Origin of the sequence: Waterburya agarophytonicola KI4, from assembly GCF_020640915.1 — a bacterium.
Classification (GTDB): domain Bacteria; phylum Cyanobacteriota; class Cyanobacteriia; order Cyanobacteriales; family Xenococcaceae; genus Waterburya; species Waterburya agarophytonicola.
Genome location: NZ_JADWDC010000007.1, coordinates 96,508 through 121,996 on the forward strand (window position 1 = coordinate 96,508; position 25,489 = coordinate 121,996).

A 25,489-nucleotide genomic window follows, 5' to 3' on the forward strand; every position below is an offset into this window, starting at 1 on the left:
AATTTGTCATTGGTTATTTGTTATTTGTTATTGGTTACTTGTTACTTAAAAGTGGTGCAGCAGAAAGCAATTTCTTCGTATAGGGATGTTGTGCTTGGGTAAAGATTTTTTCAGTGCGATCAATTTCGACAATTTTACCTGAATTCATCACTGCAATGCGATCGCAAAAGAATCTCGCTACCCAAAGATCGTGAGTAATAAACAGGTAAGTTAAGTCAAATTCCTTTTTTAATGCCAGCATAAGCTCTAATACTTGGGTTTGTACTGTTGCATCAAGCATACTGACGGGTTCGTCGCAGATTACTAGCTTAGGATTAGTAATTAAAGCTCTGGCGATCGCAACTCTTTGTTGTTGTCCCCCCGATAATTCTTTAGGATAGCGTCGGGAGTATTCTTCTGTCGGAGTTAAACCAACCTTGGCTAGCATGGTTGCAACCTGTTGTTTGGCTTCGGCTTTAGTAGCTAGTTTGTGAATTAATAAGGGATCGGCAATACTATCGCCTACATTCATTAAGGGATTAAGACAAGCATGGGGATCTTGGAATACCATTTGTAATTGTCGTCTTTGACTCCGCATCTCTTGGGGAGACAGGGTAGTTAGATCTTTTCCCAAGAATTTTACTGTACCTGAAGTGGGTTGGAGTAATTGTAAGATAGTACGAGAAAGAGTACTTTTTCCGCAGCCAGATTCTCCGACTAGCCCTAAAATTTCCCCTGGATAGAGATCGAAACTAATATCATCGACGGCTTTAATGACTTCTGTTTTCTTCTGAGAAAACCATTGCTGAATTAAATTTCCTTCCAGAGAAAAATGTTGTTTTAAATTTTTAACCTCTAAAATTGGTGCTGCTTGATTCTCGATCGCTACGGGGTTTTCATCTACTACCTGTAAGAGCAAAGCTGCATTCAACAAAGACTTAGTATATTCGTGTTGAGGATTGTAGAGAATCGATTTAACATCCCCCTGTTCGACCATTTTGCCCCGATACATCACCGCAATGCGATCGCAATATTCTCCCACCATTGCCAAGTCGTGAGAGATTAAGATTAAACCCATTTCTCTTTCGTCACACAAGCGAGTCAATTCGTCGAGAATTTCTGCCGAGACGGTAACATCTAAACTGGTGGTGGGTTCGTCTGCCACAATAACTTTGGGGTTAAGCAACAAAGCCAAAGCGATCGCCACTCTTTGACGCATTCCCCCACTGAATTCATGGGGATATTGTCCCCAACGGTTTGCGGGTATCTTCACCGTATCCAAAGTTGCGATCGCCAATTTCTGGGCTGCGGATTTGGATAACTCTGGCTGATGGGCTTTTAAGGTTTCCAAACAGTGATCGCCAATAGTCATCAAAGGATCTAACCTGGTCATGGGATCTTGAAAAACTAAGGCTACGACTTCTCCCCGAAATTGCCTCAAGTCGGTTTTATTTAATTCAAATACTGATTTATTGTTAAATATGGCTTTACCTTCTACTTGACTGCCTTCGGGCAATAAGCGCATAATAGCTCTGCCTAAAGTAGATTTACCACAGCCAGATTCCCCTACTAAGCCAATCTTTTCCCCTTTTTTCAGGTCAAAAGAAACATCATCCACCGCCCAAACAGTTTGCGATCGAGATGAGCCAGAAGGATAAGCAACTCTAAGATTAGCAACCGATAAAAGGGCAGAAGTCATAGTCTGAGTCATTTCGTTTAACATCTAATATTGATCGCGGATGGTTGTCTTAGCACTGTTATATCCTTTGATGTTTATTTTTCAAATTGCGATTCCCAAAGTAGCTTGTCATCGTCATACAAACAAATTTTAGTAACTCGAACGGGTTTGGCAAACATTTTACTCAAGCCATCAAATAAATTACTGCTACCCGATTTATTTAGGTCTATTGTTAGGGTAATTTGCTTTTTATAATCCATATCTCCCCCTGGATAAATAACCGTATCCCTACAGACAACGTCAGTGTAGTAAGTGTCTTCTTTGAGTTTGACTACTTTGGAAGGAGAATTGGCACAATCATTCGATACTGCGAATGTAGAAATATCCTTGACTCGTTCTGGTTTAACTTCATAAACTACTCTCACCATGGCATTTTCCAATCCCTGGGCGGGAGCAGCAGATTTATTGATAATAGTTAAATCGATCTCAGTATTCTGTTTTTCGCCCACCGTAGTTTTAGATTCTACATAGATCTCAGGATCGTTTGATTTGGGGAAAGATATTTCTGCTAAAGGCTCGCCACCAAACTCCTCATACATTTTAGCCAAAGCCCCTGTCAGTCCTGCATTATAGGTTACGCCCACTTCATTGCGTACCCAATCATTGCGGTCGTCTTCCCAGTTTTCTTCGCCATCAGGACCTCCTACCAATGCACCGATTAAAAGATTGCGGGTCTGTTGGGGTTCTTTTACGCTATTAAGCCAACTACCGTGGGCGGTGCGATGGTGGGGATTTTGGGGATAGTTGTCACCATAGCCAATCATATAACTGCGTCGTGAAGGATTTTGCCCCAGGATGTAATTAATTTGGCTGACACCTAAGTCGTAATATCTTTGGGCTTTGGCTGAGTTTCCTTGAGTTTTTTTGAGCCAGTCGCTATAGACAAAAGCAAGAAAACTAGTATTGGCAGACAGGGGTAACGAACCCCATTTAACCAAAAATGCCAAACCTCCTGGGGTGTATTTAATCCTTTGACCTTGATGTCCTACCGTCCAAAAATCTAACCAAGCTTCTGCACGCTGTTGATATTCTAGTTTGCCTGTTTCTTGTGCCAACAAGATATAAACTCCATAGGACTTATCATCAAACTGATAGGTGTAGTTGAAGGGTTTATCCATCTTTTGGTATTCAGCTTCGGCAAATGTCAGATATTCTCCTGAATAGCTATTATTTTGCGCTTTTTTAGCTTTATGCAGCCAAATAGCACTCCAAGTTAGTTCGTCGCGATCGCCGTTAACAGAGGTGTAAAAAGGTACTGCTTCTTTTAAACAGTCGGAATATTTACCGCGATAAGTATTGGCAAAATCGAAGAGTTTTTCCGCTTTTTCTACCAACAAGTCAGCATATTTTGGATCGCCATTGGCTCTAAATAAAATTGAGCTAGAAGCCAAGGCTGCGGAGGTTTCTCCCGCTAAATCTGTCCCAGGACAACTGGTATCGATTTTATAGGCTGGTCGATCCATTTCGTAATGAACTACTTCTGCTGCACCCCACCATTTATGGTCTAGTTTCCCATTCCCTACCTGTCCGTAAAGAACATATTCTCCTGGTTTGTCATTGGCAAAGGAATTGAGTAAATAATCTGTAACCCACTTGATATTTTGGGACAAATCTTCCAATTGACCAGATTTTTGATAGGCATCATAATATTCTATCCCTCCCCAAGCAAGGGTAGTGACTGTGTATGCCATCGGAAAGTTAAACTTGACGTTATCCCCCGCATCTAGCCATCCTCCACTGAGATCGACCCCTACATCTGCACCATCTTCTAGGGTTGCATCGTCTCGCCAAGGAATTCTATTCCACTCTGGTAGCTTTCCTGCTTGCTGTGCTTCGTAAAATAAGATTGATTTTTGTAAGGCTTCGCCATAGTTTTCCCGATCTTGGCTGATTGCTGGAGTTGAGGTAGTAGCGATCGCGATGGAGACCATCAATCCAGCTAAAATTTTTTTGAGTAATTTTTGAGTAATTTTTGACTTTAAATACATAAATAAAAGAAAGGTAAAGAGGAATATAAATAGTTAGATTATTAACACTGATTTTAAGCACTATTTTGTCTGTTAAATCGATAAATCCTTGAACCATTTCCCATTAACCAGTCTCAACGGATCTGTGAGTAGGTAACATCAGCTAGTAATCATTTGGGGATCGAACTCTGTCATCGAATTAAGTACCATATCTGCTGCGGTAAACATTTTCTTGTCAAAGACTGGATCGGGAATAACCACTACAGTCATCCCCGCAGCGATCGCTGCTTCCATTCCCGATAAAGAATCTTCAAACACCAAACAGTTTTCAGGCTGGGCATTTAATCTTTGGGCGGTGAGTAAAAATATATCTGGGGCAGGTTTGCCTTGTTTAATTTCTGGATCGTCTCCTAAGGTAAATAACTCGAAATATTTTAACCAGTCTTGATGGTTGACGGTTTTCATCTCAAAGTTTTTGCGGGAAGAACTTGAAGCGATCGCTTGAGGGATATTATATTGGGCTAAATGTTGGACTAATTCGACTGCCCCTGGAAAAGTTTTGGCGGTGGGATATAAAGGATATAGTAATTTATTTCTCTCTCCTAAATACTCTTCAATCGTGAGAGGAATTTCTAAGGTTTTGATAATTGTTTGGGCTGAATTTACGGCTGTTGTTCCAGCGATCGCAATTTTAATGTCAGAAGTAAAACTTTTGCCATAGCGTTCGACTATCTCCCCGTTGACTCTTTCATTGAGAGATTCTGTATCTAATAACAATCCATCCATGTCATAAATGACGTGGGTAATAGGTTTAGACATAGATTTTTCCCATAATAATTAGTTAGAGTTCAAATATAGCCGACGATGATTAACACTAAGATATATATTAGATAAAATTTCTGTTGTTTTAATCGTTGGTTGCTTCGAGAATAAAGTTATAACAGTTATGTTAAAGAGATCGCCAAGTAGTATTTCGCGATCGCCTTCTTGCTTAACCAAAAATCTTTATTGATTTTACACAGTAAGTTCGGTAGAACCATAAAAAATTTAACTAATTGATGATAAATAATCTAGAAAGATTTATGATAATTTTTGAGAAATTAGACAAACATGATGAATTTTAATGCCAATCACAACCATTAATACCGAACACTTAAAAGCTTTAGATGATGAACTTTCCCAACGTCCTATTGCCTTAGATCCTGGTGGCTATTATGTTATTTATCTGGATCGTGAAGCAAGTTTGATCTGCGCTAAACATTACACGAATACAATCAACGATCGAGGTTTGGCAGTCGATCCAGATACAGGAGAAGTAATTGCTTGTGGTGGCAAAAAGGTAGAGCGAGTTGCAGAGACACTCTATACTGCTAGAACAGCCAAGGAACTATGTGTTGAGGCGATCGAAAAACCGAATCCTTGTCCTATTACAATGCTAGACCATGCAGCATATTTAGGAAGAGAATTTACTAAAGCTGAATATGCTCTAGTAAATGGCACTGAATATATTCAAGATTGATAGAATTCTTGAAAAGGTGGGCAATAAATTGTATTAATTCAAACTTCAACACATCCACAAACATTGCCCATCCTCCAGCATATTAAAATTTGAGACTAGCTACCAAATCCTACATACCAATAGTAAGTCGCCATAGGAATTACCGTCGCAACAATCAAAAATCCAATGACCCAAATTGTTGCACTACTGTCGTCGGTGTCTTCGGCTTTGGTAAAAGTACCTTCAATTTGAATGTCATCTTCCATAATGGGAGGTCCTGGATCTTCTTGTCCAGAAAGCACCGCTACCAAGCGATCTCCTGCATCGAGGAAAGCCTGATTATATTTATTTCCTTTACGGATATTGTAACCAACAGTGTCATCAATAATACTTTCTGCAATTTCTGTACTAACCATTCCTTTTGCAGCATCTCCCGTACGAATGGCAGCATTATTAGTTAGGGTATCTAATACAATCAGTGTCTGATTGGCTTGTATTTCAGGGTTAGAATACCAATCTTTGAATATTTCATCTGCTAGAGTATCAACAGTTTCACCGTAGTCTAAACGACGAATAGCGACCATTCTCACTTCTTGACCAGTCTCATCCGCTAAATCCTTAAAAGTTTTGCTTAACTTGCTTTGGTTTGCACTACTAATAGCATCAGCAGTATCTACTACCCATATTTGATCAGCATCAAAATTAGGTAGATCGAATAAGCCAGTTGCGATCGCTGAAGGAGTAGCGAAGCTTATCACTGATGCTGCAATACAAGATAAAGTGAATACAACTAATAAGGTCGTAACAATTAAGCTCTTTAAGCGCGAACCCCATTGTTTCATTAGCATAAGATATTGTTTCATTGTCTTTATTCTCAAATAACTACTTTTTTTAAAGAATATTGTTTAGCCATCAACAAAATTTATGTTGAATATCCCTATTTAATAATAAAGCCCAGAGTTCCCCCTGAGCTGCAATTTATATAGTTGTGAGAGTAGAACTATCGACTATCTCGAATGTTTTAAATTTTAATCGGTAAAAATTAAAGACCAATTAATTCCTTAATGCTTGATAAATAAGCAGAAGAAAGCAAGAAATAGGCGAAGAATGCGCCACCGCCTCCTCCAATAAAGAAACCAGTTGCAAATTCGCTCCAACCTTCTTTAGTAGCAAAAGCAGGGGATACTTTACCAGTAGTTATAGTTTCAGAAGGTTTGCCACCCATTGCACTAGCATATAGAGACAAACATACAGTCAAGATAGTTACTAGACCGAAAGACGCTAGTAAAGCTGCAATATCTGCGTTATCGGTATTTCTTAAAGGCCCTAAAACTAGAAAAGGTCCATATAGCAAGTATCCATGTGCCATACCAACTTCTAAACCGCGACGAAGAGGTGCAAGACCATCGCGATAAGCTGGTAGGTTGCGGATGAAAGCCAAACTAAAACCTGACGAATTAAGGGGAGTAGCCAAATTCCCTACTTGGGGATCTCCAGTATGTGTAATTGCGTCCATAAAATTAAGTTCTCCTTTTAAATCAATGAGATTCATAGAATCCCTTTAAATAGCATTACTCTAACTTGGTTTAAGTTCGCTTTTTGTTAAGAATCTTTATAACTAAACCTATTCGTATAGGCGTTCGCAGTAATATCCAAGTTGTCAACGTTTTAGTCCAAAAAAATAAGGAAGGTAAAATATGATTGGCGATTACGCAGCTTCTTGGCTACCCGTAGCGATGGTACCTCTTGTAGGTCTCGTTAGTGCCGCAGTTTCCATGGCTCTTTTATTTGTATATATTGAAGGCGACGCTGAAGCCTAATAATTATGCATATTTGATATTTTTAAGTAAGTTTTTTACTTATGGAATATTAATGCTCTACCTTTTTAGGTGGAGTATTTTTTATGCAACGTCTTGAGTTCAATTAATTAATTATCTTTGTAGAGGCAAACGAACGCGATCGCAAATAAATAATGTTCCTGAGGCGACACACAAAGGAATTGTGACTAGATTGACTAAAGGAATACTAATTAAGCCCAAGCAAACTAAGCCCAAGCTAGCACTAGCAGGGAGGCTTTTAAGAACTATTCCTAATTTTTGACGAAATTTTAGTCTTCTACGTTCTAAACAAGAATCAAGAAAGTCCATACAGACAATTGTTGTAGTTAGAGCCAAAGAACCAATACTTGAGACTAATGTGCCAACTCCAGGAAAAAAGTTGATTGCTAATAAAGGAATGCCTATCGAAGCGATTAACACAAGTTTTTTTAACTCATATAAGATAGCCCGAGTTAAATCACTCACTATATTTAATTCAATTAATTCAACTTTCCCCGTACGTAATTTTTCTAGTTGTTCGGAAAGTTGACCGTACCAAGGCGCACCTAACAATACTCCAAATTGAGTTAAGACAAAACCCGTAGCAATAAACAGAATGACTATTAGCAAAAATCGTACGACTACAATTAATCCTGAAACAGTATAAGTTAGAAATCCTAACCATTGAGGTAAATCATTAATTAATTGATTTAACCAAAGAATCAAGTCCCCCTGCACTTGATCGACAATTTGCCAGCCAAAATAAAGTAGACCGCTATAAAGAGCGATCGCAACTACAATATTAAGCAATATAGGAATGGCAATATATTTTATTAGTCGGGGATTTCTGATGAAAACCATCAAGGCTTTGAAAGGATAAGTAGCACCATCTAATGTGCCAAATCCACCCAAAACTTTTTTAATCGTATTTAACATTAACTATTGATTATTCAGAGCCTTTACTAAAGCTAAACTAGGGTACATTTTGGCTTGATTTTGCCGTTTACAAATCTAATAAGCAATAATTGCCTGAAAAGCAGATTCCATAGCAGAATAACAATTAATAATTGCTGTCTGTACGTCTTCTCTGGCAAAATCTACGCCGATATATTGCAGCGCGGGTTGATATTTACGATAAATTTATTGGATGATTATCTCCTTTGCAAAATAGCTTTCATAATTGCTTTAGAACGTTCGATTTCTTCAGTAGAAGAAGCGGTTTGTTGCCAACTAGGACGTTGATTGAGATTGTCTATCCATTTAGTTAACTTAGGATAGGGTTCGAGGCTAATATTTAAGTTAGGTATAGCAGCAATAGCTGTTCCTGCAACAATATCGGCATAAGTCAAATTTTCTCCTACTAAATAGGCTCGATCTGCAACTAAATTATCTTCAAAATACTGTAGTGTAGTAGCCATCGTTTTCTTTGCTTGTTCTACCTTTGGTGGCTCTACAGGGACATCTAGCATTTCTTTCATCAAGACAATAGAAGCAGGAGGAAATTCATTAATTAATGGTAATTAGCTCTTGCATACGCACCGTAGCAATGTCTTCGGGGCTAGTAGGCATAAAAGATGGGCTAGGATACTTTGCTTCTAAATAATCTAAAATTGCTAAAGATTCAAATACTTTAAAATCTCCATCTACTAGTACTGGAATGTGATGGAAAGGATTGAGAGCTAAAAAATCTGGTTGAAATTGATCGCCATTAAGTTTGAGAATGATTGATTCAAATTCTAAATTCTTTTCTAAAAGAGTCACCCAAACCCGTCGAGCGTTGATGGAAAGACGAGAATAATAAAATTTCAGCATAATTAATAAATTGACAATTCAATTAATATTCTAAAATTTTTTTAACCAGCAAAGCGATCGCATTGTCAATTTCTGCCAAACACTTACCATAGCTCTCTAAATTTTCTTGAGGTAATACAAATATTAAGTAACCGTTCACTCCCCCCCTACTTATCAACGAAAAAACAAGAAAATCAACACTTTTTAGGAGGGGGTGTGAATAATTACTCCGGGGTTACTCTATCTCGATTTTGATCGCTTTAACTTAGAGATTCCAAATAGTCTCTAATTAGATTTCTACGTCGGGGTTGACGTAATTTTTGTAAGGCTTTAGCTTCAATTTGACGTACTCGTTCGCGAGACAATTCCAAACAACGACCAATTTCCGCTAAAGAAAAAGGCTTTTCTCCGCCAAAACCAAAGCGCATTTGAATTACTTCTCGTTCGCGACTAGTCAATTCAGAAAGAAGGTAATGCAAATCTTTTTGCAAAGACTCTCTCATCAACGTTTCTTCGGGAGAAGCACTTTCTGTTTCTAGCAAATCTCCCAATTCTGTATCTTTTTCTTTCCCGACTTTAATTTCTAGAGAAACCGAACGAGGTACGCGCAACAATACTTCGCGAATTTGTGCTGCTGTCATATCCAACTCTTGAGCAATATCCTCAATTTTAGGAGTACGTCCTTTTTCTTGAGAAATCTTGCGTTGAGCTTTTTTGATTTTGTTTAATTTTTCCGTAATGTGTACGGGAAGGCGAATAGTTCTGCTTTGAGTTGCGATCGCTCTAGTAATACCCTGACGAATCCACCAATAAGCATAAGTACTAAAACGATAACCCTTAGTGGGGTCAAACTTTTCTACTGCTCTTTCTAAGCCTAATGTTCCCTCTTGAATCAAGTCGAGTAATTCTAAACCGCGATTTTGATATTTCTTAGCGACAGACACAACCAGACGTAAGTTCGCCTTGATCATATGTTCCTTAGCACGAATGCCATTTTTTTGAATTCTGTCTAATTCTTTGACATCACAGCCAACAACTTCTGCCCAGGCATTTTTTCCAGTCGCTAACTTCTCTTTTAGGATAGGGATTTCCATACCCAATGCCATTGACCATCTTTTCAAAGAAGGGCGATGACTAATTTGAGTAACTAAACGATCATGAACGTCGACTAGCTTGATAAATTCTTGTAGAGTTGTGTTACCCGCCTCCGCAGCTTTAGCACGTTCTTCCACGATTTGAATATGCTTTTGAACTTTTTGGGCTTCAGAAACCTCTTCATCTCTTTCTAATAGAGGAACTCTACCAATTTCTTGTAAATATAATCGGACTAGATCGGTGGTAGTACGGCTGCCCCTTCGAGCAATGCGATCGGGATCTGCACTTTCTAAATCAAGTTCTACAAGTTCTTCGGGTAACTTATCAGAACCATCATTATTAGCTTCTAAATCGAGATTTAGATCGGGATTGGGTGAAGAATTATATCCTTCGGTTTCAACGTATGAAGAACTAGCAAGCATAGCGATCTCTTAATGACGACTCCAGTTAAGGTTGGGGATTTGACTTCCTCCTCTGAGAATAGATTGCCCAATTCGCTGTGAAAAAGAACATAACTGAAGTTTTTTTCGTTTTTTTTTCAGTTTTTTAAATCCATTCTCAGTAACAACACGGTTGGCTGAATGTTGTTAAAATCACTTCGGATTATGAGGAAGTCGATAAATATTGCTTTCTGGAGAGAGGAAGGATCGCAGCAACTAAAAGTTCCTTGAAATACAAATAGTTTACATTTCTTAATATAACTCAAGCAAAGACCGCTCTTTTAAACCAGCTAAAACGAACGTCAAAACTACTGTATGGCAAGGAAGAAAAGGATTTCAATCGTTAAAAAACAATAGCATAAAAAAAGAAACCGCTATGAATAAACAGTTTCTTAAACTCACTAAATTGGTCATTTGTTACCAGTTTTATAAGTAATTATGCGGAAAGAATCAGAAACAACGATGAACTACCTCTAACAGTCTCTCTGTCGCTCTTTAATTTGGTCACATCATCCTTTTCTCAAGATTTGTGGCGGGGATAAAGCTGCATTAAAGTTTTAACTTGTTCTGCATGGTAGGAACTACGAGTAAGAGGACTAGAAACCACCTGTAGAAGACCAATAGACTCGCCAAACTCTTGCCAAGCATCGAACTGTTCGGGAGGAACAAAGTCTTTAACTCCTAAATGCTTTTGAGAGGGTTGAAGATATTGCCCAATAGTCAAAATATCGCAGTCTACATCTCGCAAGCTTTGAATTACTTCTTTAACTTCTGTATCGGTTTCTCCCAAACCTACCATGATCCCAGATTTGGTATATACCCAAGGAGCAATTTCACGAGCGCGTTTCAATAATTCAAGCGATCGCTGATAGTCTCCTTGAGGGCGGACTCTTTTATATAGTCTAGGAATAGTTTCTGTATTGTGATTGAGTACGTCGGGTTGAGCGTCGAGAATGATTTTTAAGGCATCCCAATTCCCACACAAATCGGGAATAAGCAACTCAATCGTGGTGTTGGGGGAAACTTTACGTACCTCTTCAATACATCGTACAAATTGAGATGAGCCTTCATCGGAGAGATCGTCACGATTTACCGAAGTGATTACTACATGATTTAATTTCAGGCGACGTACTGCTTCTGCTAGCTGGAATGGCTCATTAGGGTCTAAAGCTTGGGGTTTTTTTTCAAAATCAATATCACAATAAGGACAAGCACGAGTACAAGCAGGTCCCATGATTAAAAAAGTCGCGGTACCAACGGCAAAGCATTCTCCAATATTAGGGCAAGATGCTTCCTCACAGACAGTATTTAGAGATAAATCACGCAAGATCTCTTTTACACTGCCTACCCGTTCGACTTGGGGTGCTTTTACTCTCAACCAGTCTGGTTTAACTACCACTCCTTACTGCTCCAACTTATTAAGTAAGATTTCTCGATCATCATTTTATCTTGTTCGGAGGTTCATAAGTACCCAGGTAAAATTAATGAATGATCGCCAGGAAAAAAGACAGCACTGATAATTTTAGTACTGCCTTGATTCAAACTATAAATTCCAAAACACAATTAGTTGTGCTTTATGCTAAAGTTGCCATTTTTACATCGTTTTCGTTCAGAACTGTTTGTAGTTCATCAGCTTCTACGGTTTCTTTCTCAATTAACATTTCTGCCAAACGGTCCAAAATATGACGGTTGTCTATCAAGACTTTCTTCGCACGACTGTATGCTTGGTCTACATAGTTACGCACTTCTTCATCAATCGCTGCTGCGGTTTCATTAGAAAAATCGCGATCGGAAGCGATGTCACGACCCATAAAGACGTTACCATTTTGACGACCCAAAGCAACAGGACCTAAGCGATCGCTCATTCCAAAGCGAGTTACCATTTGACGAGCTACTCTGGTTACTTGTTGCAGGTCATTAGAAGCACCAGTAGTCACTTCTTCTTCACCATAAATAATCTCTTCTGCTAGACGACCGCCCAAAGCCACAGCCATTTGGTTTTGTAGATAAGAGCGAGAATATAAACCAGACTCCATACGGTCTTCACTAGGAGTAAACCAGGTCAAACCACCAGCACGTCCGCGAGGAATGATACTGATTTTCTGTACTGGGTCGTAGTCGGGCATCAATGCACCTACTAGAGCGTGACCTGCTTCGTGATATGCCACGAGTTCTTTGCGCTTTTCGCTCATGACTCGATTTTTCTTCTCTGGCCCTGCCATAACGCGATCGATCGCATCATTGACTTCATCCATCGAAATTTCAGTTAAGCTACGACGGGCAGCTAGAATTGCAGCCTCATTGAGCAAGTTGGCTAAATCTGCACCAGTAAAACCAGGAGTACGACGAGCAACTTTGTTGAGGTCTACGTCTTTGGCTAGAGTTTTACCACGAGCGTGAACGTTAAGGATTTCTTGACGACCTGCATAGTCGGGACGGTCTACTACTACCTGACGGTCAAAACGACCAGGACGCATTAACGCAGAATCTAATACATCGGGACGGTTAGTGGCAGCAATTAGAATAATACCTGTATTGCCTTCAAAACCATCCATTTCGGTAAGGAGTTGGTTAAGAGTTTGTTCTCTTTCATCGTTACCTCCGCCTAAACCAGCACCACGCTGACGACCTACGGCATCAATCTCATCGATAAAGACGATACAAGGCGCGTTAGCTTTGGCTTGTTCAAATAGATCGCGGACGCGGGATGCACCCACACCAACAAACATTTCGACAAATTCTGAACCAGAAATACTAAAGAAAGGTACGCCAGCTTCACCAGCTACTGCTTTAGCCAGAAGAGTTTTGCCTGTCCCTGGAGGGCCAACAAGTAAGACACCTTTAGGAATTTTTGCACCAATGGCAGTAAAGCGATCGGCATTTTTGAGGAAATCTACCACTTCAGTAAGCTCTAGTTTGGCTTGTTCGATACCTGCAACATCACCAAACGTCACTTGTGTTTTGGGTTCCATCTGGACTCTAGCCTTGGATTTACCAAAGTTCATTGCCTGAGATCCAGGACCACTTTGCGCCCTTCTGAGTAAGAAGAATAGTCCCACCAATAATAGGATGGGGAACAACAAGCTACTTAAAGCTCTAAACCAAAATCCTTCATCACTTTGAGGCAATACGGCAATATCCACACCATTATCACTCAAGATGTCGATCAACTGAGGGTCGTTGGGTAAGTTGACCAGGATAGGTGTTCCTTCACTGTTAATTACTTGTGCTTTAGTGCGGTCGGCACTAATTTTTACAGTTTCGATTTTGTTGCTTTGAACTTCGTCGATTAACTTGCTATATGCCCAGGTAGTACGTGCTTGAGGCTGTTTGTCCAAGAAGGCGGTCCCCAATGCAACTACCACTATAGCTAGCAGAACATATAATCCTGCATTCCGCCATTTTTTATTGTTATCTTTACTCACTCTGACAGCCTCCCTTAGCTGAAGATTAAAGGATATTTTTATCTTTATTTTAACTACTGTTACCTTGCCACTCCTTTCAAAAGACATGAATGTGGCTAGCTTATGTTAGGAAAACTAGTATTTATTGCTCTTTTAGTTTTTACGTTGTTAACTTATGTTAACGTTTCTCAGGAAATATTTACCAATTATTTTCTTGAATTCAGAATTTACTTGAATTTAGAATTGAAATGTAACGCATTCGTACTGGCATAATACAAAAGGTTTTATTTTGCTTCTTCTAATTGATCTAGACGCAGCCAAACATTAGGAGTAGGAACATAAAATTGCACTAGAGCATAATCGTCATTTACGTCCAAAATTTCTCCTTTACTATCAAATAAGTAGGAAGGAAGACGAACATCACTAGCTTTGGCTTCTAAACTTCCTTCTAGTTGTTCTTTGACTACACGAACTAAAGATCCTTTTTTGATACCTGCCATAATTATTAATCGCGATCGCTTCTGAGAGTATATTTAGTTTAAATTATATAGATTCGAGCCAGTCACAGAGAATAGAATTAAATTCATCGGGATATTCGTCGTGGGGACAATGACCAGCATTGGGTAATTCTATTAGTTTTAAAAGCGGATTGAAGGATGCGATTTCTTTGGCTTGATTGGGTGGTATCATCTTATCTTGCAATCCCCAGATCAGCAGCATGGGTATAGTTATCTTGGGCAGCAACTCTTTGACCGATTTAGCAAAACTAGCTTTTCTGACACTACGAGATAACCTCAGCAAAGTTTGTCCAGAGTCATCATCGTAAGCAGGACTAGATAAAATTTCTACCAACTCATCGGTAACAGCTTGTTTATTAGGGTAAGCCAGTCCCGCCCAACGACGAATGATATTGGGCTTTCTAACTATCTTGAGGATATTTTTAATTAAAAACGGAGATGCAACCAAATTTTCTAATGTTGTCACAAGAGGACGTATTAGAGGTGGCAAAATATCTTCCCGTACCGAAACGTCTGGTAAACTAAGCATGACTAAACCAGCGACCATTTTGGGATAGGTAGCAGTTGCATTGAGACAAACCAACGAACCAATTGAGTTACCAACTAAAATTACAGGAGTACCAATAAAAGTTTGCCAAAAATCATGAAGTTGTTCTGTCCATAGAGTTGCGCTGTATTCTACGTCGGCTTTCCTCGATGCTCCAAAACCCAACAAATCCAGAGCATAAATATCATAAGTACGAGATATTACGGGCAAATTGTGACGCCAGTGTTCGATACTAGCACCAAAGCCGTGAATGAATATTATGACAGGAGACGGAAAATTACTATTATTATGTTTTGCTCTCAAGTAACTATAACGAGTTTGCCATCCTCGCCAGACCCAATCTCTTTGATTGCCGATACGTTCTTGCCAAGGTTGATTGATGTTCAAATTTTCACTTAAAAAATATTTACATAATGTACTCTTATGACTCAAAGTATATCTATTGCTAGATTAATGTCTAATTTTGATATAGATTAAATTAGAAAATAAAGTTAACTTAACATTCTATTAATAGCAAGATAGATAAAATAGTGGACAAGATAACTATTTATCCTAATTTATCCTAATTTATCATCTTAAAATTTAGAATTTTCAGTTCGTCGTAATACTAATACAAAAGGAAAGAAACAATACGCCTGTGAGAGATAGAAGACGCAGTAGCCCTAGTCGAGATCTAACCAAAACCAACGAAAGAATTCGCTTCCCCGAAATTCGTGTAATCGATTCCGAAGGCGAGCAACTGGGAATTATTACTCCCAAAGAGGCTCTAACTATAGCTCAAGAAAAAGGTTTAGACTTAGTTTTAGTCAGTGAAACCGCTAAGCCTCCTGTCTGTAAAATAATGGACTATGGGAAATATAAATACGAGCAAGATAAAAAGCAAAAAGAAGCGAAGAAAAAGCAGCATAACGCTGACGTTAAGGAAGTGAAGATGCGTTATAAAATCGAAGAACACGATTACAACGTGCGCGTCAAAAATGCTCAACGCTTTTTGAAATCTGGGGATAAAGTCAAGGCTACCATTAGCTTCCGAGGAAGAGAAATTCAACATTCCAGGCTGGCAGAGGATTTACTGCGTCGTATGGCAAAAGATTTGGAAGATTATGCCGAAGTGCAGCAATTTCCTAAACGAGAAGGACGTAACATGATGATGATGTTATCTCCAAAGAAATAATTTTTTAGAAAGCAAAGTTAAAGAAGGGCAATCTCGCTCTTCTTTTTTTTATATAGAATATATTGCGGTTAGACGTTGCATCACCATTAAAATGTTAGATCTACAAAATAAACGAATTCTGGTAACAGGTGGAAACGGTTTTTTGGGCAAACAAGTTGTAGACCAATTGTGCCAATTTGGAGCGACTATAGATAAAATTAGCACACCGCGATCGCGAGAGTTGGATTTGTGTAAGTGGGAAAATTGCCAACAAGCGGTTAAAGAACAAGATGTTGTGGTTCATTTGGCTGCTCATGTAGGGGGGATTGGTTTGAACCAAGAAAAACCCGCCGAGTTGTTTTATGACAATTTGATGATGGGTACGCAGCTAATTCATGCTGCATATCAAGAAGGAGTAGAGAAATTTGTCTGTGTCGGGACTATTTGTGCTTATCCTAAGTTTACTCCTGTTCCTTTCAAGGAGGATGACTTATGGAATGGTTATCCAGAAGAAACCAATGCACCCTATGGTATTGCTAAAAAAGCTTTATTGGTGCAGTTAGAAGCCTATCGTCAGCAATACGGATTTAACGGAATTTATCTTTTACCAGTTAATTTATATGGCCCTGAAGATAATTTTAAACCTCAAAGCTCTCATGTCATTCCTGCTTTGATTCGTAAGGTATATGAAGCCCAACAAAGAGGAGATGAAAAATTACCTGTTTGGGGTGACGGTAGTCCGACTCGCGAATTTTTATATTCTACCGATGCAGCACGGGGGATCGCGATCGCAACTCAAAAATATGATGAGTCTGCGCCAGTTAATTTGGGAACTAATCAAGAAATATCGATTAAAAGCTTAGTCGAAACTATCTGTGAGTTGATGGAATTTGAGGGAGAAATTATCTGGCAAACAGATAAACCTAACGGTCAACCCCGTCGTTGTTTGGATACTCAAAGAGCGAAAGAAAAGTTTGGTTTCGTAGCACAAACTGAGTTTCGTCAAGGTCTAAAAAATACTATTGATTGGTATCGTCAAAATCCAGATTAATATCGTTTGAGTCTTACTAAAAAAGCGATCAAGTTAATGAGCTGTTAATGCATTTACATTGTATTAACAGTTTAATGCTTAATTATAAACTTACTGTGAAACATTTAATCCACAGGTAGTAAAAATTACCATTTTTTTCTAGATCGATACATTTTAACTTAATTCTTATTCAAATATTTATATTTATTTGGATCAATTGATTGGAAAATATTCATTAATTATCAAGCTTACTATTTTAAAATTTATCTCTAGCATTTAATCGAAGAATAAAGCTTAAATCTTAGAGCGAAGTAATAATTAAATATTCTTGCAATAATTAATTCTATTAAAACTAAAAATTTTCTCAATTTATTTTAAGTAAAATGAAAATTAAGCAGTTATTTACGATTCTATTTGTAGCTAATCTTATATCTTTTAGCAACGCTATTCGGGTACGCGCTCAAAATACTGAAAGGGTAATCAATAACAATAACGAAAATGTAGATATCAGCGTCCAAGAATCAGGTTCGCAAAGCCAAGGACAAAGTTCTAATGGCAATACATCAGATGTAACTGTTACTGATAATGAAAAAAGCGACAATTTTTGGAGCGATAGCTACCGAGGTCGTCTCTCAGTACCATCTGGTAGTGCTTCTCTAACCTGTGGAGAACAAATTATCTCTTTTTCTCGTTCTGGTGGTTTTGGCTTGGGTGTCGGTGCAGTGGGTATCAATTTTAGCGATAATTCTGGTTCGCTTCCCGAAGAATTTCATCCTAGTTTAGCTGAAATTAGACAGTGTGCTAAAGAAAAAAATGCAGCTGAAATTCTGGATAAATATATAGAATTAAAATCTATTGATAAAGCGATCGCGAATACTTATTTGAGGACAGTTTCGCCAGAAATATATGCTACTTTCTTTGTTGAAAACTCTAAGGATAGCGGAGAAATACTTTCACCAAAAACTTTCTCTAACCTGAGTACCAATCTTAGAAATGAAGAATTCGACCGAGTCGTAGAATGGCAAGATAATTTTCACGGTGTGGGTTTAGCAGAAAAAAGAGTAGAGCTTAGAGAAAATCAAGAATTGCGCTCAACAGAACGCAAAAAAAGACTAGTAGAGCTAGAAGTTTTGGAATTAGAAAGAAGATCTCAAGAAGTGGAAGCTATACTCAAACAGAGACAATCTCAACTAAATAATTTACTGCGCCAATATAAGCAGCCCAATTAATTAGATATTCAGCAAATTTTTTCTCTAGTTCGCGTATTTCTACTACTACTAGATAGTTAGTGTATTAGTTATTTTCCCGTAAAAGAATTCTAAAAAACTGATATTCAATGATTATCTATGGTCACTATTACCGATATGAATATTAATATTTCAAGACTATAATAGGTGTTTGGAAATCAGTTAAATGTAATAGCCAATCAATAAACTATTTATTAGAAACTTTTAAAATATTAGAGATAGAGGGAATTTCTGTGCTAGGAAATGATAAGCCTTTCCAAGATTCATACTCACAGATGAGTATTAAAACAAAACTAATAAACAATCAAATAATCAAATTAATTATTCCCTTTTTGCCTATTACATTATTTAGCCTTCCAGTATTAGCGAAAGAACCAGTATCAAATAATAATAAAACTCTCGAAGCCATATCATCACAGCCCCAAAAAAGCAATACAATTCCGCATCATCTTCAAACACAAATCAATTTCAACGAAGTGAGGGGAAATTTACCTCAAAATGGCGATCGCAAATTCCCTTGGGAATCAGTGATTTCTCCTGGAGAAAAACGTTTGATGACCCAAGAACTTGAGGGTTTAATTGGTCGCTTTGAGACAACTCTCCTAACGGCGGAAGCTCACCATAGTAATATTAATATCTCTACAGTCGAGATTATCCAAGAAATATTAGGTCGTTCGACTATAACCAGGAAAGAAAACAACAAACAAATAGCTAAATCTCAATATGGCGATGCCCATCTTGCTTTGCATCGAGCCAGACAGGGATTAAAAAGATTTCATAGTCTGATCGACCAACGTTATTATGCCATGGCAACGGCAGAGTGGTCGGCAGCCAAACAAGCTTTATGGGATAACTATCCTATGGATCGACCAGTCGCTCAGTCAGAAGTTCGCGCTATGTGGCTAGATCGGGGTACTATTGTCAAAGCCAAGTCGAAAGCCGATCTTGTTCCCATATTCGATAGCATGGCGACAGCAGGGATCAACACAATTTTTTTTGAAACGGTTAATTCTGGGTATACGATTTATCCTAGCCAAGTAGCACCCCAACAAAACCCCCTCGTTAAAGGTTGGGATCCTTTACAAGCTGCGATCGAATTAGCTCGCGATCGAGGTATTGAGTTACACGCTTGGGTTTGGACTTTTGCAGCAGTCAACCAACGTCATAATATTATTCTCAATTTGCCTCGCAACTATCCAGGACCAATTTTAGCCAAACATCCTGATTGGGCAATTACCGACCAGGAAGGAAGTCGCTTTCACTATAGTTCGGGAAAAATTTTTCTCGATCCTGCCAATCCTGAAGTTCAAAATTATTTATCATCATTATTAACTGAAATTGCTACTAATTACCAAGTAGATGGTATTCACCTAGACTATATTCGCTATCCTTTTCAGAGTCCTACAGGCAACATGACCTATGGTTATGGTATAGCTGCTAGAGATCAATTTAGAAAGCAAACAGGATTCGATCCGATTAATTTATATCCAGAGCATTATCTATGGTCTGAGTGGACAAAGTTTCGCATCGAGCAAATAGATAATTTTGTGGCTCTTGCTGCCGATAATTTGCACCAACTTCGCCCCGATCTAACTCTTTCTACTGCGGTATTTCCCATGCCGAAACGAGAGCGTTTATCAAAAATTCAGCAACACTGGGAAACATGGGTCAAACAAGAATGGATCGATATGTTAGTTCCGATGACCTATGCTAAAAATGCAGATACATTATACGATCTGGCTAATCCTTTGCTCAATGAATTTGACAGTGGAAAAGCTTTATTATTGCCAGGAATTAGGCTTTTAGACATACCAGATATAACAGCACTAGACCAGGTGCAATTGTTGCGGGGAATGTCTACGGAAGGTTACGCCTTGTTTGCAGCAGAAAATTTAACCCCCAATCTTACTAACATGTTTAATACTACCCAAGGAGGTATTACAGCCGAATCTAAACAACCTCTGCCTCATCGAGAGCCTTTTCAAGTTAGTTTAGTTCGATATCAAAGTTTGCAGAAGGAATGGAATTTCTTTTTAACCAACAATCGACAGAAACTAACAGATGCAGCATTAGAAGAGTGGGGAATTAAGGCAGATCGGTTGGCGCAAGATTTACAAAAGCTAGCGGACAAACCTTCTCACAAAAATTTCTTCTCGACTCAAATTACCCTCAATTCTCTACGCCGACAATTTCCTCACTGGATGAAAGAAACAAAAAGTGTTGATGTATATCAAGCAACGGTTTGGCAAAATCGTTTGGATACTTTAGACCGCCTTTTAAGTTATGGTGAGAAAAAAGTTCTTAACTCCGACAAGAAAACAGTTGTTCGTTAACAGCAATTCTCATTTTGAAAAGAAAAGATAATAAAGCTACTTTAAAAACTAAAAGTGGTACGAAGAGTCACAATTACCAAATCATCGTTATCTTCATTATTATCGGGCTGGTTAACGTAAATTACTCCTGGAGTAATAGCAATATTGTCCTTTAGCTGATATTGATAAAAAGCTTCTGCGTGTAAAGACATTTCTGCATCTTCGTCAAAACCTTCTATATCAATAGTTGAGGTAGCTACCCAAGGTTCCATTCCGACAATAATACCGCCCAAGTTTCCTTCCTTGCCCAAATCGGGAAAAGCTAGAGTACCCGCCCAATTCCAGATATCTTGCGTCCCGCGAGGTATAGTTTGTCCATCTGCTACAAAGCTACTGAGAGTGGTTACTTTACTCAAACCACCCCAACCACCAAGGACAATGCGATCGCTTAAAGCCAAAGAAAATTGCGCGCCATAGGAATCATTCACTGTAGGTACTCCACCCTCAAATACTCTAGGAGAAAGAGGATCGATGTCTTCTCCTGCTGTGGTAAAGGATTTAATATTTGCCAGATCGCTACCTACTCCAGTATCGCTTTGATCTAAACCGTGTACATAGGTAAGAGCAACAGTTAACTTTTCCCAAGGAGTAATAGTTAGCTGTCCGATCGCACTATACGATCCATCAAACAAACCTGCTTCTTCATTAGGATCGCTGGCATTTCCCGCTAGATAACCCGCGCTAAATTCTAGCTTTTTGCCAAAACTATGAATTAGACCAACTCCTGTTTCTCCTGGTGGAAGATAAATAGGGCTGCGAGTACCAAAAGCAGATAATGCCCCTGCACCGCCATCGCCATCTAACACACTGACAGTATTGGCAATATCATCCGCAGCTAATCCTACCGCACCAATTAAAATATTGGTATTTTCTCCCAGAGGGCGATCGTAAAACAAGACTTCTAAACCCAGATTACTATCCGCAGGTTCGGCAAAAGCTAATTCTCCTTGAAATGTTCCCGTTTCTGGGGAAAATTCAGGAAAATTTCCCGTAGATAGGCGAGTGAATAGTAAATCTTCCCCAGTAAAGCTTGTTTCTAGTTCTAAACGAGTACGATAACCAAAGACAGGCACGCGATCGATTTCGTCGTCGGTTGCTTCAATTCCATCGTCCCTCGAACCTGCAACCACGCTAGCAATACCGAAGATAGCTTCTCCTGCTAGCTTAGTCGTGGTAGAAAATTGACTAGCTTCTAGTAAAGCGATTTTGCTTTCTATCTCGTCTACTCTAGTACCTATATTGGCTAATTCTGCCTCAAATTCTTGAGCCAAGCGATTAATAGTGTCAAGATCTTTTTGTCCTACACTATCTTGAGAAGCAATCAAACGTTCGATTTGATTTAGACAAGAATTTAATCCCGCAGCAAATTCATAACGAGATAAAGGTTGATTCCCCCGATATGTTTGGTTAGGAAATCCTGAAATGCAACCATAGCGATCTACCAAGCTGCGTAATGCTTCATAAGCCCAATCTGTTGGAGATACATCCCGCAGTTGGTTTACATTGGTGACTTGTCCAATACTATCATTTCTACCTTCTTGTCCATATTGTTGGACGCGATCGATAATTTCATTTGTTTTAGTCTGGGCTTGTATATCTTCACAATATATTCCTGTAACTAAGACAGCAAAAAGAATGGGGGCAGTTTTGCTTAAAATATTCAACACAATAAAATCCTCTCACACAATTTTCAACTCAAAGCTATCAGCTTTTTAAACAATACCTAGTTTGATTTGAGCGTCGATCAAACTATCTCGGAAACTATAAGCAGCTTTGACAATTGCACTTTTTTGGGGTGCAGTCAGACTACTATAAGGTTGGGCTGCAATTTGCCCGTCAGTAAAATAAGGCGATATAGTTGCGATCGCATTTTTGTAAGCCTCTTTTACTTGAGTTACCGCATCAGAATCGACACTTTCTAACACAGTAGCAAAAGGCTCAAACTGGCTATAGATCCCTTTCCAGTTTTCTTGAAAGATTAGTAAGCTTTGATCGGAATAGGTTTCCTCTTCGCTAGATATTTTCTTGGCAGGAATTTCTGTCGCTAAACCGATCATGCCCTCAAAATGAGAAGGAGAATCAAAGTTTTCTCGTGCTTCTAAATTAGTCATGAGCGTTTTGACACTAGTAACTAATTCATCGGCATAGGGTTGTGCGGATGCTAAATCTTCGTCGCGAAAGATTAGGGCTTCGATACGATGAAAACCTTTAAATCCTTCATCTGCTTCTCCGTTATCAAAAGCATAGGGGCGAGCATCAATGTTTGTATCGGTATCCTCAAAATTAAGGGCTAAAACCTCAATTTGTTCGTAAGGAGGACGAGATTCGATATAAGCTTGTTGTGCTGCTGCTAAATCTCCAGATGCGATCGCTGCTGCTAATGCTTCGACTAACGGTAATTCTGCTACAGCTTGTTCTTGGAAATAACTCAAACCTGCATCTACCTGTGCAGAATATTGATCTGCTTGGGCTAGTAATTTTGTTTTGCTATTTTGTTTTGCTTTAGCTGGACTACTTAGCTGAGATACTGCTACTGTAGTTACCCCAGCAATTCCCGCTACTTGCAGCAATTTTCTACGATTTAATTTCATTTTTCTTGCTCTTATGTATTTTCGACTATTTACAAATAATTGTTAGGAAGATTTATTACTAATTAAGACTCTTTCATGCTGACTATGGCAGTGCCAGACAATCTAACAGTTTCAGTAAAACAACTGCTATGAATTGTTCTACAGATTTCATATTGAGAATATATCCTATTACTACTGAGACTTTTAAGAATACATTTAATGGAAATTATTGTCAACTATCTGGATCGAAATAATGACCAATAACTAAAAAATAAAAACTAGTTGCAGTTCGCAAGTTTTAGAGTCGTTGGGAGTTATTTTGATTTGTTGAATGAATTCGCGAAAATAAAAGCGTCTTTCTGCTTCTGATAAATCTAGCCAAAACTGCGGTAAGGAAACAGCATTGGCGATCGCTTTCAGATTACTTGGAGGAAGTTGAGCTATTTTGTTTTCTAGTTGAGATATTTCTGCTCTTATTTTGTAGTTACGAATAGCAAAAGTTTCTCGATCTAAAATATTTTCTTCTAGGAGAGAAGGTAAGCGATTGAGTATATCTTTTTTATCTACAATTTTTTGTTTTAAGCTGTTTTCAATAGAACTATTATTAGGTGATTTTATTTGAGCCACAGCGAGGGGTAATTCGAGACAAATTTTATTTATCACCTTGTCCAATACAAAATCATAAGAGATTGATCTGCACTTTGGTTTTTGAGGACATTTTTGACAGCGTAAATATAAATATTCATTTTTTTTATGATGTTGAGTAACCCGCGCGATACTCATAGTTAACTGACACTTTTGACAGCTAACTAATCCAGCTAAAGAACGAGGTGCGCTAGCAGTACGAGGTGCTAGACTACTATTTCGCTGTATTAAACGGTCTATTTGTGCTGCCTCTTCGCGATTTATGATGGGTGTGTGTGTATTAGAAATTAAATCTTGGTTTTTATATTTTAAGTCTCCACGATATACGGGACTAGTCAACCAATTTTTACCAGTAGTAGGAGATATTTTTTTTCCATATCGCTTTTCCAAATATCTCACCGCACCACGCAAAGAACCAAATAAAAGAAATCTTTCAAAAAAGTCTTTGACTACAGGAGCAGTACTTTTATCAATAATATATTTATCTTGTCCTCGACGATAGCCGTAAGGAGCTTTTCCTGGTGGTGGAAGTATCTTTAAACGGTTGCGACCATGACCTTTTTTCAGCCTAATACTCTGCTGATTTTTTTGTACTTTATTTAAAATTTTGGTTAGCTTATTTTTGAGATCGCGATCGCTAATTTTTTTAAACTGAGAAGAACAATAATCATCTTCTGTAGTGATAATTTCTATATCCAAGGACTCTAATAGGTACAAGCGATCGCTTATAATATTAATATTATCTCCCAGCTCTTCTAGACGACGAATCAACAAATAATCTGGAGCTTGTTGTTGGCAGTCTTGTATTAATTGATTTAATAAATAGCGGCTTCCGATGTCTTGATAGACTCGATCTATTTCTAAACCCCATATATCTTGACTGGGGGGTGTTTCTATAGAAAGATCGCTATGAAGATAGGCAATAATCTTAATACTCATTTTATTAGTTGCCTAAAATTTATGAATAATCTTAGTTCTACAATGAAAGTTTAGAAAGTATATTCACTCAATTAATTTTTAAATTCAGTGAATTTCAACTATATATAATCAAATCTTACTTGAGATCGAGGGCTTTAGTTAATGGAACTACATCAAAAAGCATGGTTAGAAAAAAGAAGTTTTATTTTGTTACCCAACAAATTAAAACTCCATCTTAAAGATTCTCAAGGGGAATACGAGAATTATGTTTCTTACGAGAAGCTCAAAAGCGAAGCTCAAATACGCAGTCGCAAAAGTCATAAATTATTTTTTATAACTATTATGGCTATGAGTTCTACTATTTGTATTTTGTTACAAAGCTTAATGATAAACCAAGGATTTTATTACGCCATTTTCCCCAGTACAATTACCCTGGTTTTTGCAATTCTCTATCAGGTCAAAAAACAAGATTATATAGTAGTAGAAACAACGGATCGAAAAAGAATTATTTTTTTAAGAGATAAGCCCAACCGTCAAGCCTTAGAAATTTTTCTGAATCAACTTTGGCTACAACGTAAAAGATATTTACGAGAAAAATACTTTTATATCGATCGCAATCAAGATCTTGAGCGACAAACAGAACGATTGAGATGGTTGCTAGAGCAAAAAGCCATCACCAAGATGGAGTTTAAATTTGCTAAAGATGATTGGGTTATTGATAAAAGTTATCAATCCCTTTGAGCTAAATCGATAATTAGTT

The 25,489-nt window shown here is 38.2% G+C and carries 23 protein-coding genes; 7 read left to right on the forward strand and 16 right to left on the reverse strand.

What is annotated here, in order from left to right:
* Positions 1-34 precede the first annotated feature (34 nt).
* From I4641_RS04530 to I4641_RS04540, 3 genes are all read right to left on the reverse strand, one after another.
* Positions 35-1,690: an ABC transporter ATP-binding protein gene (locus tag I4641_RS04530; RefSeq protein WP_229639278.1), complete on the reverse strand. Its 1,656-nt coding sequence runs from the start codon at positions 1,688-1,690 to the stop codon at positions 35-37.
* 62 nt (positions 1,691-1,752) lie between these two features.
* On the reverse strand, positions 1,753-3,705 hold the full coding sequence (locus I4641_RS04535) for a glycoside hydrolase family 9 protein (RefSeq protein ID WP_229639279.1): 1,953 nt from the start codon (positions 3,703-3,705) through the stop codon (positions 1,753-1,755).
* 138 nt (positions 3,706-3,843) lie between these two features.
* Positions 3,844-4,503 carry an HAD-IA family hydrolase gene (locus I4641_RS04540; RefSeq protein WP_229639280.1) on the reverse strand — a complete coding sequence of 220 codons (660 nt, stop codon included), beginning with the start codon at positions 4,501-4,503 and terminating at the stop codon, positions 3,844-3,846.
* A 304-nt stretch (positions 4,504-4,807) separates the two neighbouring features.
* On the opposite strand from I4641_RS04540, the gene I4641_RS04545 reads away from it, so the two are divergent.
* On the forward strand, positions 4,808-5,203 hold the full coding sequence (locus tag I4641_RS04545) for a DUF4346 domain-containing protein (RefSeq protein WP_229639281.1): 396 nt from the start codon (positions 4,808-4,810) through the stop codon (positions 5,201-5,203).
* Between the two features lie 95 nt (positions 5,204-5,298).
* On the opposite strand, the gene psb32 is transcribed toward I4641_RS04545, so the two are convergent.
* A complete protein-coding gene (gene psb32 / locus I4641_RS04550; protein WP_229639282.1) occupies positions 5,299-6,045 on the reverse strand; it encodes a photosystem II repair protein Psb32 in 747 nt (248 codons plus the stop codon).
* Positions 6,046-6,224: 179 nt separating this feature from the next.
* Positions 6,225-6,698: a photosystem I reaction center subunit XI gene (locus I4641_RS04555; protein ID WP_229639283.1), complete on the reverse strand. Its 474-nt coding sequence runs from the start codon at positions 6,696-6,698 to the stop codon at positions 6,225-6,227.
* 181 nt (positions 6,699-6,879) lie between these two features.
* On the opposite strand from I4641_RS04555, the gene I4641_RS04560 reads away from it, so the two are divergent.
* Positions 6,880-7,002 carry a photosystem I reaction center subunit VIII gene (locus I4641_RS04560; protein WP_263858129.1) on the forward strand — a complete coding sequence of 41 codons (123 nt, stop codon included), beginning with the start codon at positions 6,880-6,882 and terminating at the stop codon, positions 7,000-7,002.
* Between the two features lie 111 nt (positions 7,003-7,113).
* Here I4641_RS04560 and I4641_RS04565 read toward each other — a convergent pair whose 3' ends face one another.
* From I4641_RS04565 to I4641_RS04600, 8 genes are all read right to left on the reverse strand, one after another.
* Positions 7,114-7,935, reverse strand: coding sequence for an EI24 domain-containing protein (locus I4641_RS04565; RefSeq protein WP_229639284.1), 822 nt, complete (start codon positions 7,933-7,935; stop codon positions 7,114-7,116).
* 215 nt (positions 7,936-8,150) lie between these two features.
* Positions 8,151-8,477 carry a glutathione S-transferase family protein gene (locus I4641_RS04570; protein WP_229639285.1) on the reverse strand — a complete coding sequence of 109 codons (327 nt, stop codon included), beginning with the start codon at positions 8,475-8,477 and terminating at the stop codon, positions 8,151-8,153.
* A 28-nt stretch (positions 8,478-8,505) separates the two neighbouring features.
* A complete protein-coding gene (locus tag I4641_RS04575; protein ID WP_229639286.1) occupies positions 8,506-8,811 on the reverse strand; it encodes a glutathione S-transferase family protein in 306 nt (101 codons plus the stop codon).
* Between the two features lie 239 nt (positions 8,812-9,050).
* On the reverse strand, positions 9,051-10,307 hold the full coding sequence (gene sigC, locus I4641_RS04580; RefSeq protein WP_229639287.1) for an RNA polymerase sigma factor SigC: 1,257 nt from the start codon (positions 10,305-10,307) through the stop codon (positions 9,051-9,053).
* Positions 10,308-10,845: 538 nt separating this feature from the next.
* Complete coding sequence (gene lipA, locus I4641_RS04585) at positions 10,846-11,724, reverse strand: lipoyl synthase (protein ID WP_229639288.1); 879 nt, start codon at positions 11,722-11,724, stop codon at positions 10,846-10,848.
* 175 nt (positions 11,725-11,899) lie between these two features.
* Positions 11,900-13,750: an ATP-dependent zinc metalloprotease FtsH3 gene (gene ftsH3 / locus I4641_RS04590; RefSeq protein ID WP_229639289.1), complete on the reverse strand. Its 1,851-nt coding sequence runs from the start codon at positions 13,748-13,750 to the stop codon at positions 11,900-11,902.
* Positions 13,751-14,013: 263 nt separating this feature from the next.
* Entirely contained in the window at positions 14,014-14,232 is a 219-nt protein-coding gene (locus I4641_RS04595; protein WP_369426722.1) for an NAD(P)H-quinone oxidoreductase subunit O, read from the reverse strand.
* A 40-nt stretch (positions 14,233-14,272) separates the two neighbouring features.
* Entirely contained in the window at positions 14,273-15,181 is a 909-nt protein-coding gene (locus I4641_RS04600; RefSeq protein ID WP_229639291.1) for an alpha/beta fold hydrolase, read from the reverse strand.
* Between the two features lie 250 nt (positions 15,182-15,431).
* On the opposite strand from I4641_RS04600, the gene infC reads away from it, so the two are divergent.
* From infC to I4641_RS04620, 4 genes are all read left to right on the forward strand, one after another.
* Positions 15,432-15,968 (forward strand): translation initiation factor IF-3, encoded by a 537-nt coding sequence (gene infC, locus I4641_RS04605; RefSeq protein WP_229639292.1) that lies wholly within the window; start codon positions 15,432-15,434, stop codon positions 15,966-15,968.
* A gap of 91 nt (positions 15,969-16,059) precedes the next feature.
* Positions 16,060-16,998 carry a GDP-L-fucose synthase family protein gene (locus I4641_RS04610; protein WP_229639293.1) on the forward strand — a complete coding sequence of 313 codons (939 nt, stop codon included), beginning with the start codon at positions 16,060-16,062 and terminating at the stop codon, positions 16,996-16,998.
* Between the two features lie 362 nt (positions 16,999-17,360).
* The gene (locus tag I4641_RS04615) at positions 17,361-18,206 is read left to right on the forward strand and encodes a hypothetical protein (RefSeq protein ID WP_229639294.1); all 846 of its coding nucleotides are present in this window, start codon (positions 17,361-17,363) and stop codon (positions 18,204-18,206) included.
* A 293-nt stretch (positions 18,207-18,499) separates the two neighbouring features.
* Positions 18,500-20,557 carry a glycoside hydrolase family 10-like protein gene (locus I4641_RS04620; RefSeq protein ID WP_229639295.1) on the forward strand — a complete coding sequence of 686 codons (2,058 nt, stop codon included), beginning with the start codon at positions 18,500-18,502 and terminating at the stop codon, positions 20,555-20,557.
* A gap of 41 nt (positions 20,558-20,598) precedes the next feature.
* Here the strand turns inward: I4641_RS04620 and I4641_RS04625 are convergent, their stop codons facing one another.
* The 3 genes from I4641_RS04625 to I4641_RS04635 all read right to left on the reverse strand — a co-directional run bounded on the left by I4641_RS04625 (position 20,599) and on the right by I4641_RS04635 (position 24,744).
* Complete coding sequence (locus I4641_RS04625) at positions 20,599-22,263, reverse strand: iron uptake porin (RefSeq protein ID WP_229639296.1); 1,665 nt, start codon at positions 22,261-22,263, stop codon at positions 20,599-20,601.
* 45 nt (positions 22,264-22,308) lie between these two features.
* On the reverse strand, positions 22,309-23,187 hold the full coding sequence (locus I4641_RS04630) for an EfeM/EfeO family lipoprotein (protein ID WP_229639297.1): 879 nt from the start codon (positions 23,185-23,187) through the stop codon (positions 22,309-22,311).
* A gap of 243 nt (positions 23,188-23,430) precedes the next feature.
* Complete coding sequence (locus I4641_RS04635; protein ID WP_369426723.1) at positions 23,431-24,744, reverse strand: recombinase family protein; 1,314 nt, start codon at positions 24,742-24,744, stop codon at positions 23,431-23,433.
* 147 nt (positions 24,745-24,891) lie between these two features.
* On the opposite strand from I4641_RS04635, the gene I4641_RS04640 reads away from it, so the two are divergent.
* On the forward strand, positions 24,892-25,470 hold the full coding sequence (locus I4641_RS04640; protein WP_229639299.1) for a hypothetical protein: 579 nt from the start codon (positions 24,892-24,894) through the stop codon (positions 25,468-25,470).
* The last annotated feature ends 19 nt before the right edge of the window (positions 25,471-25,489 follow it).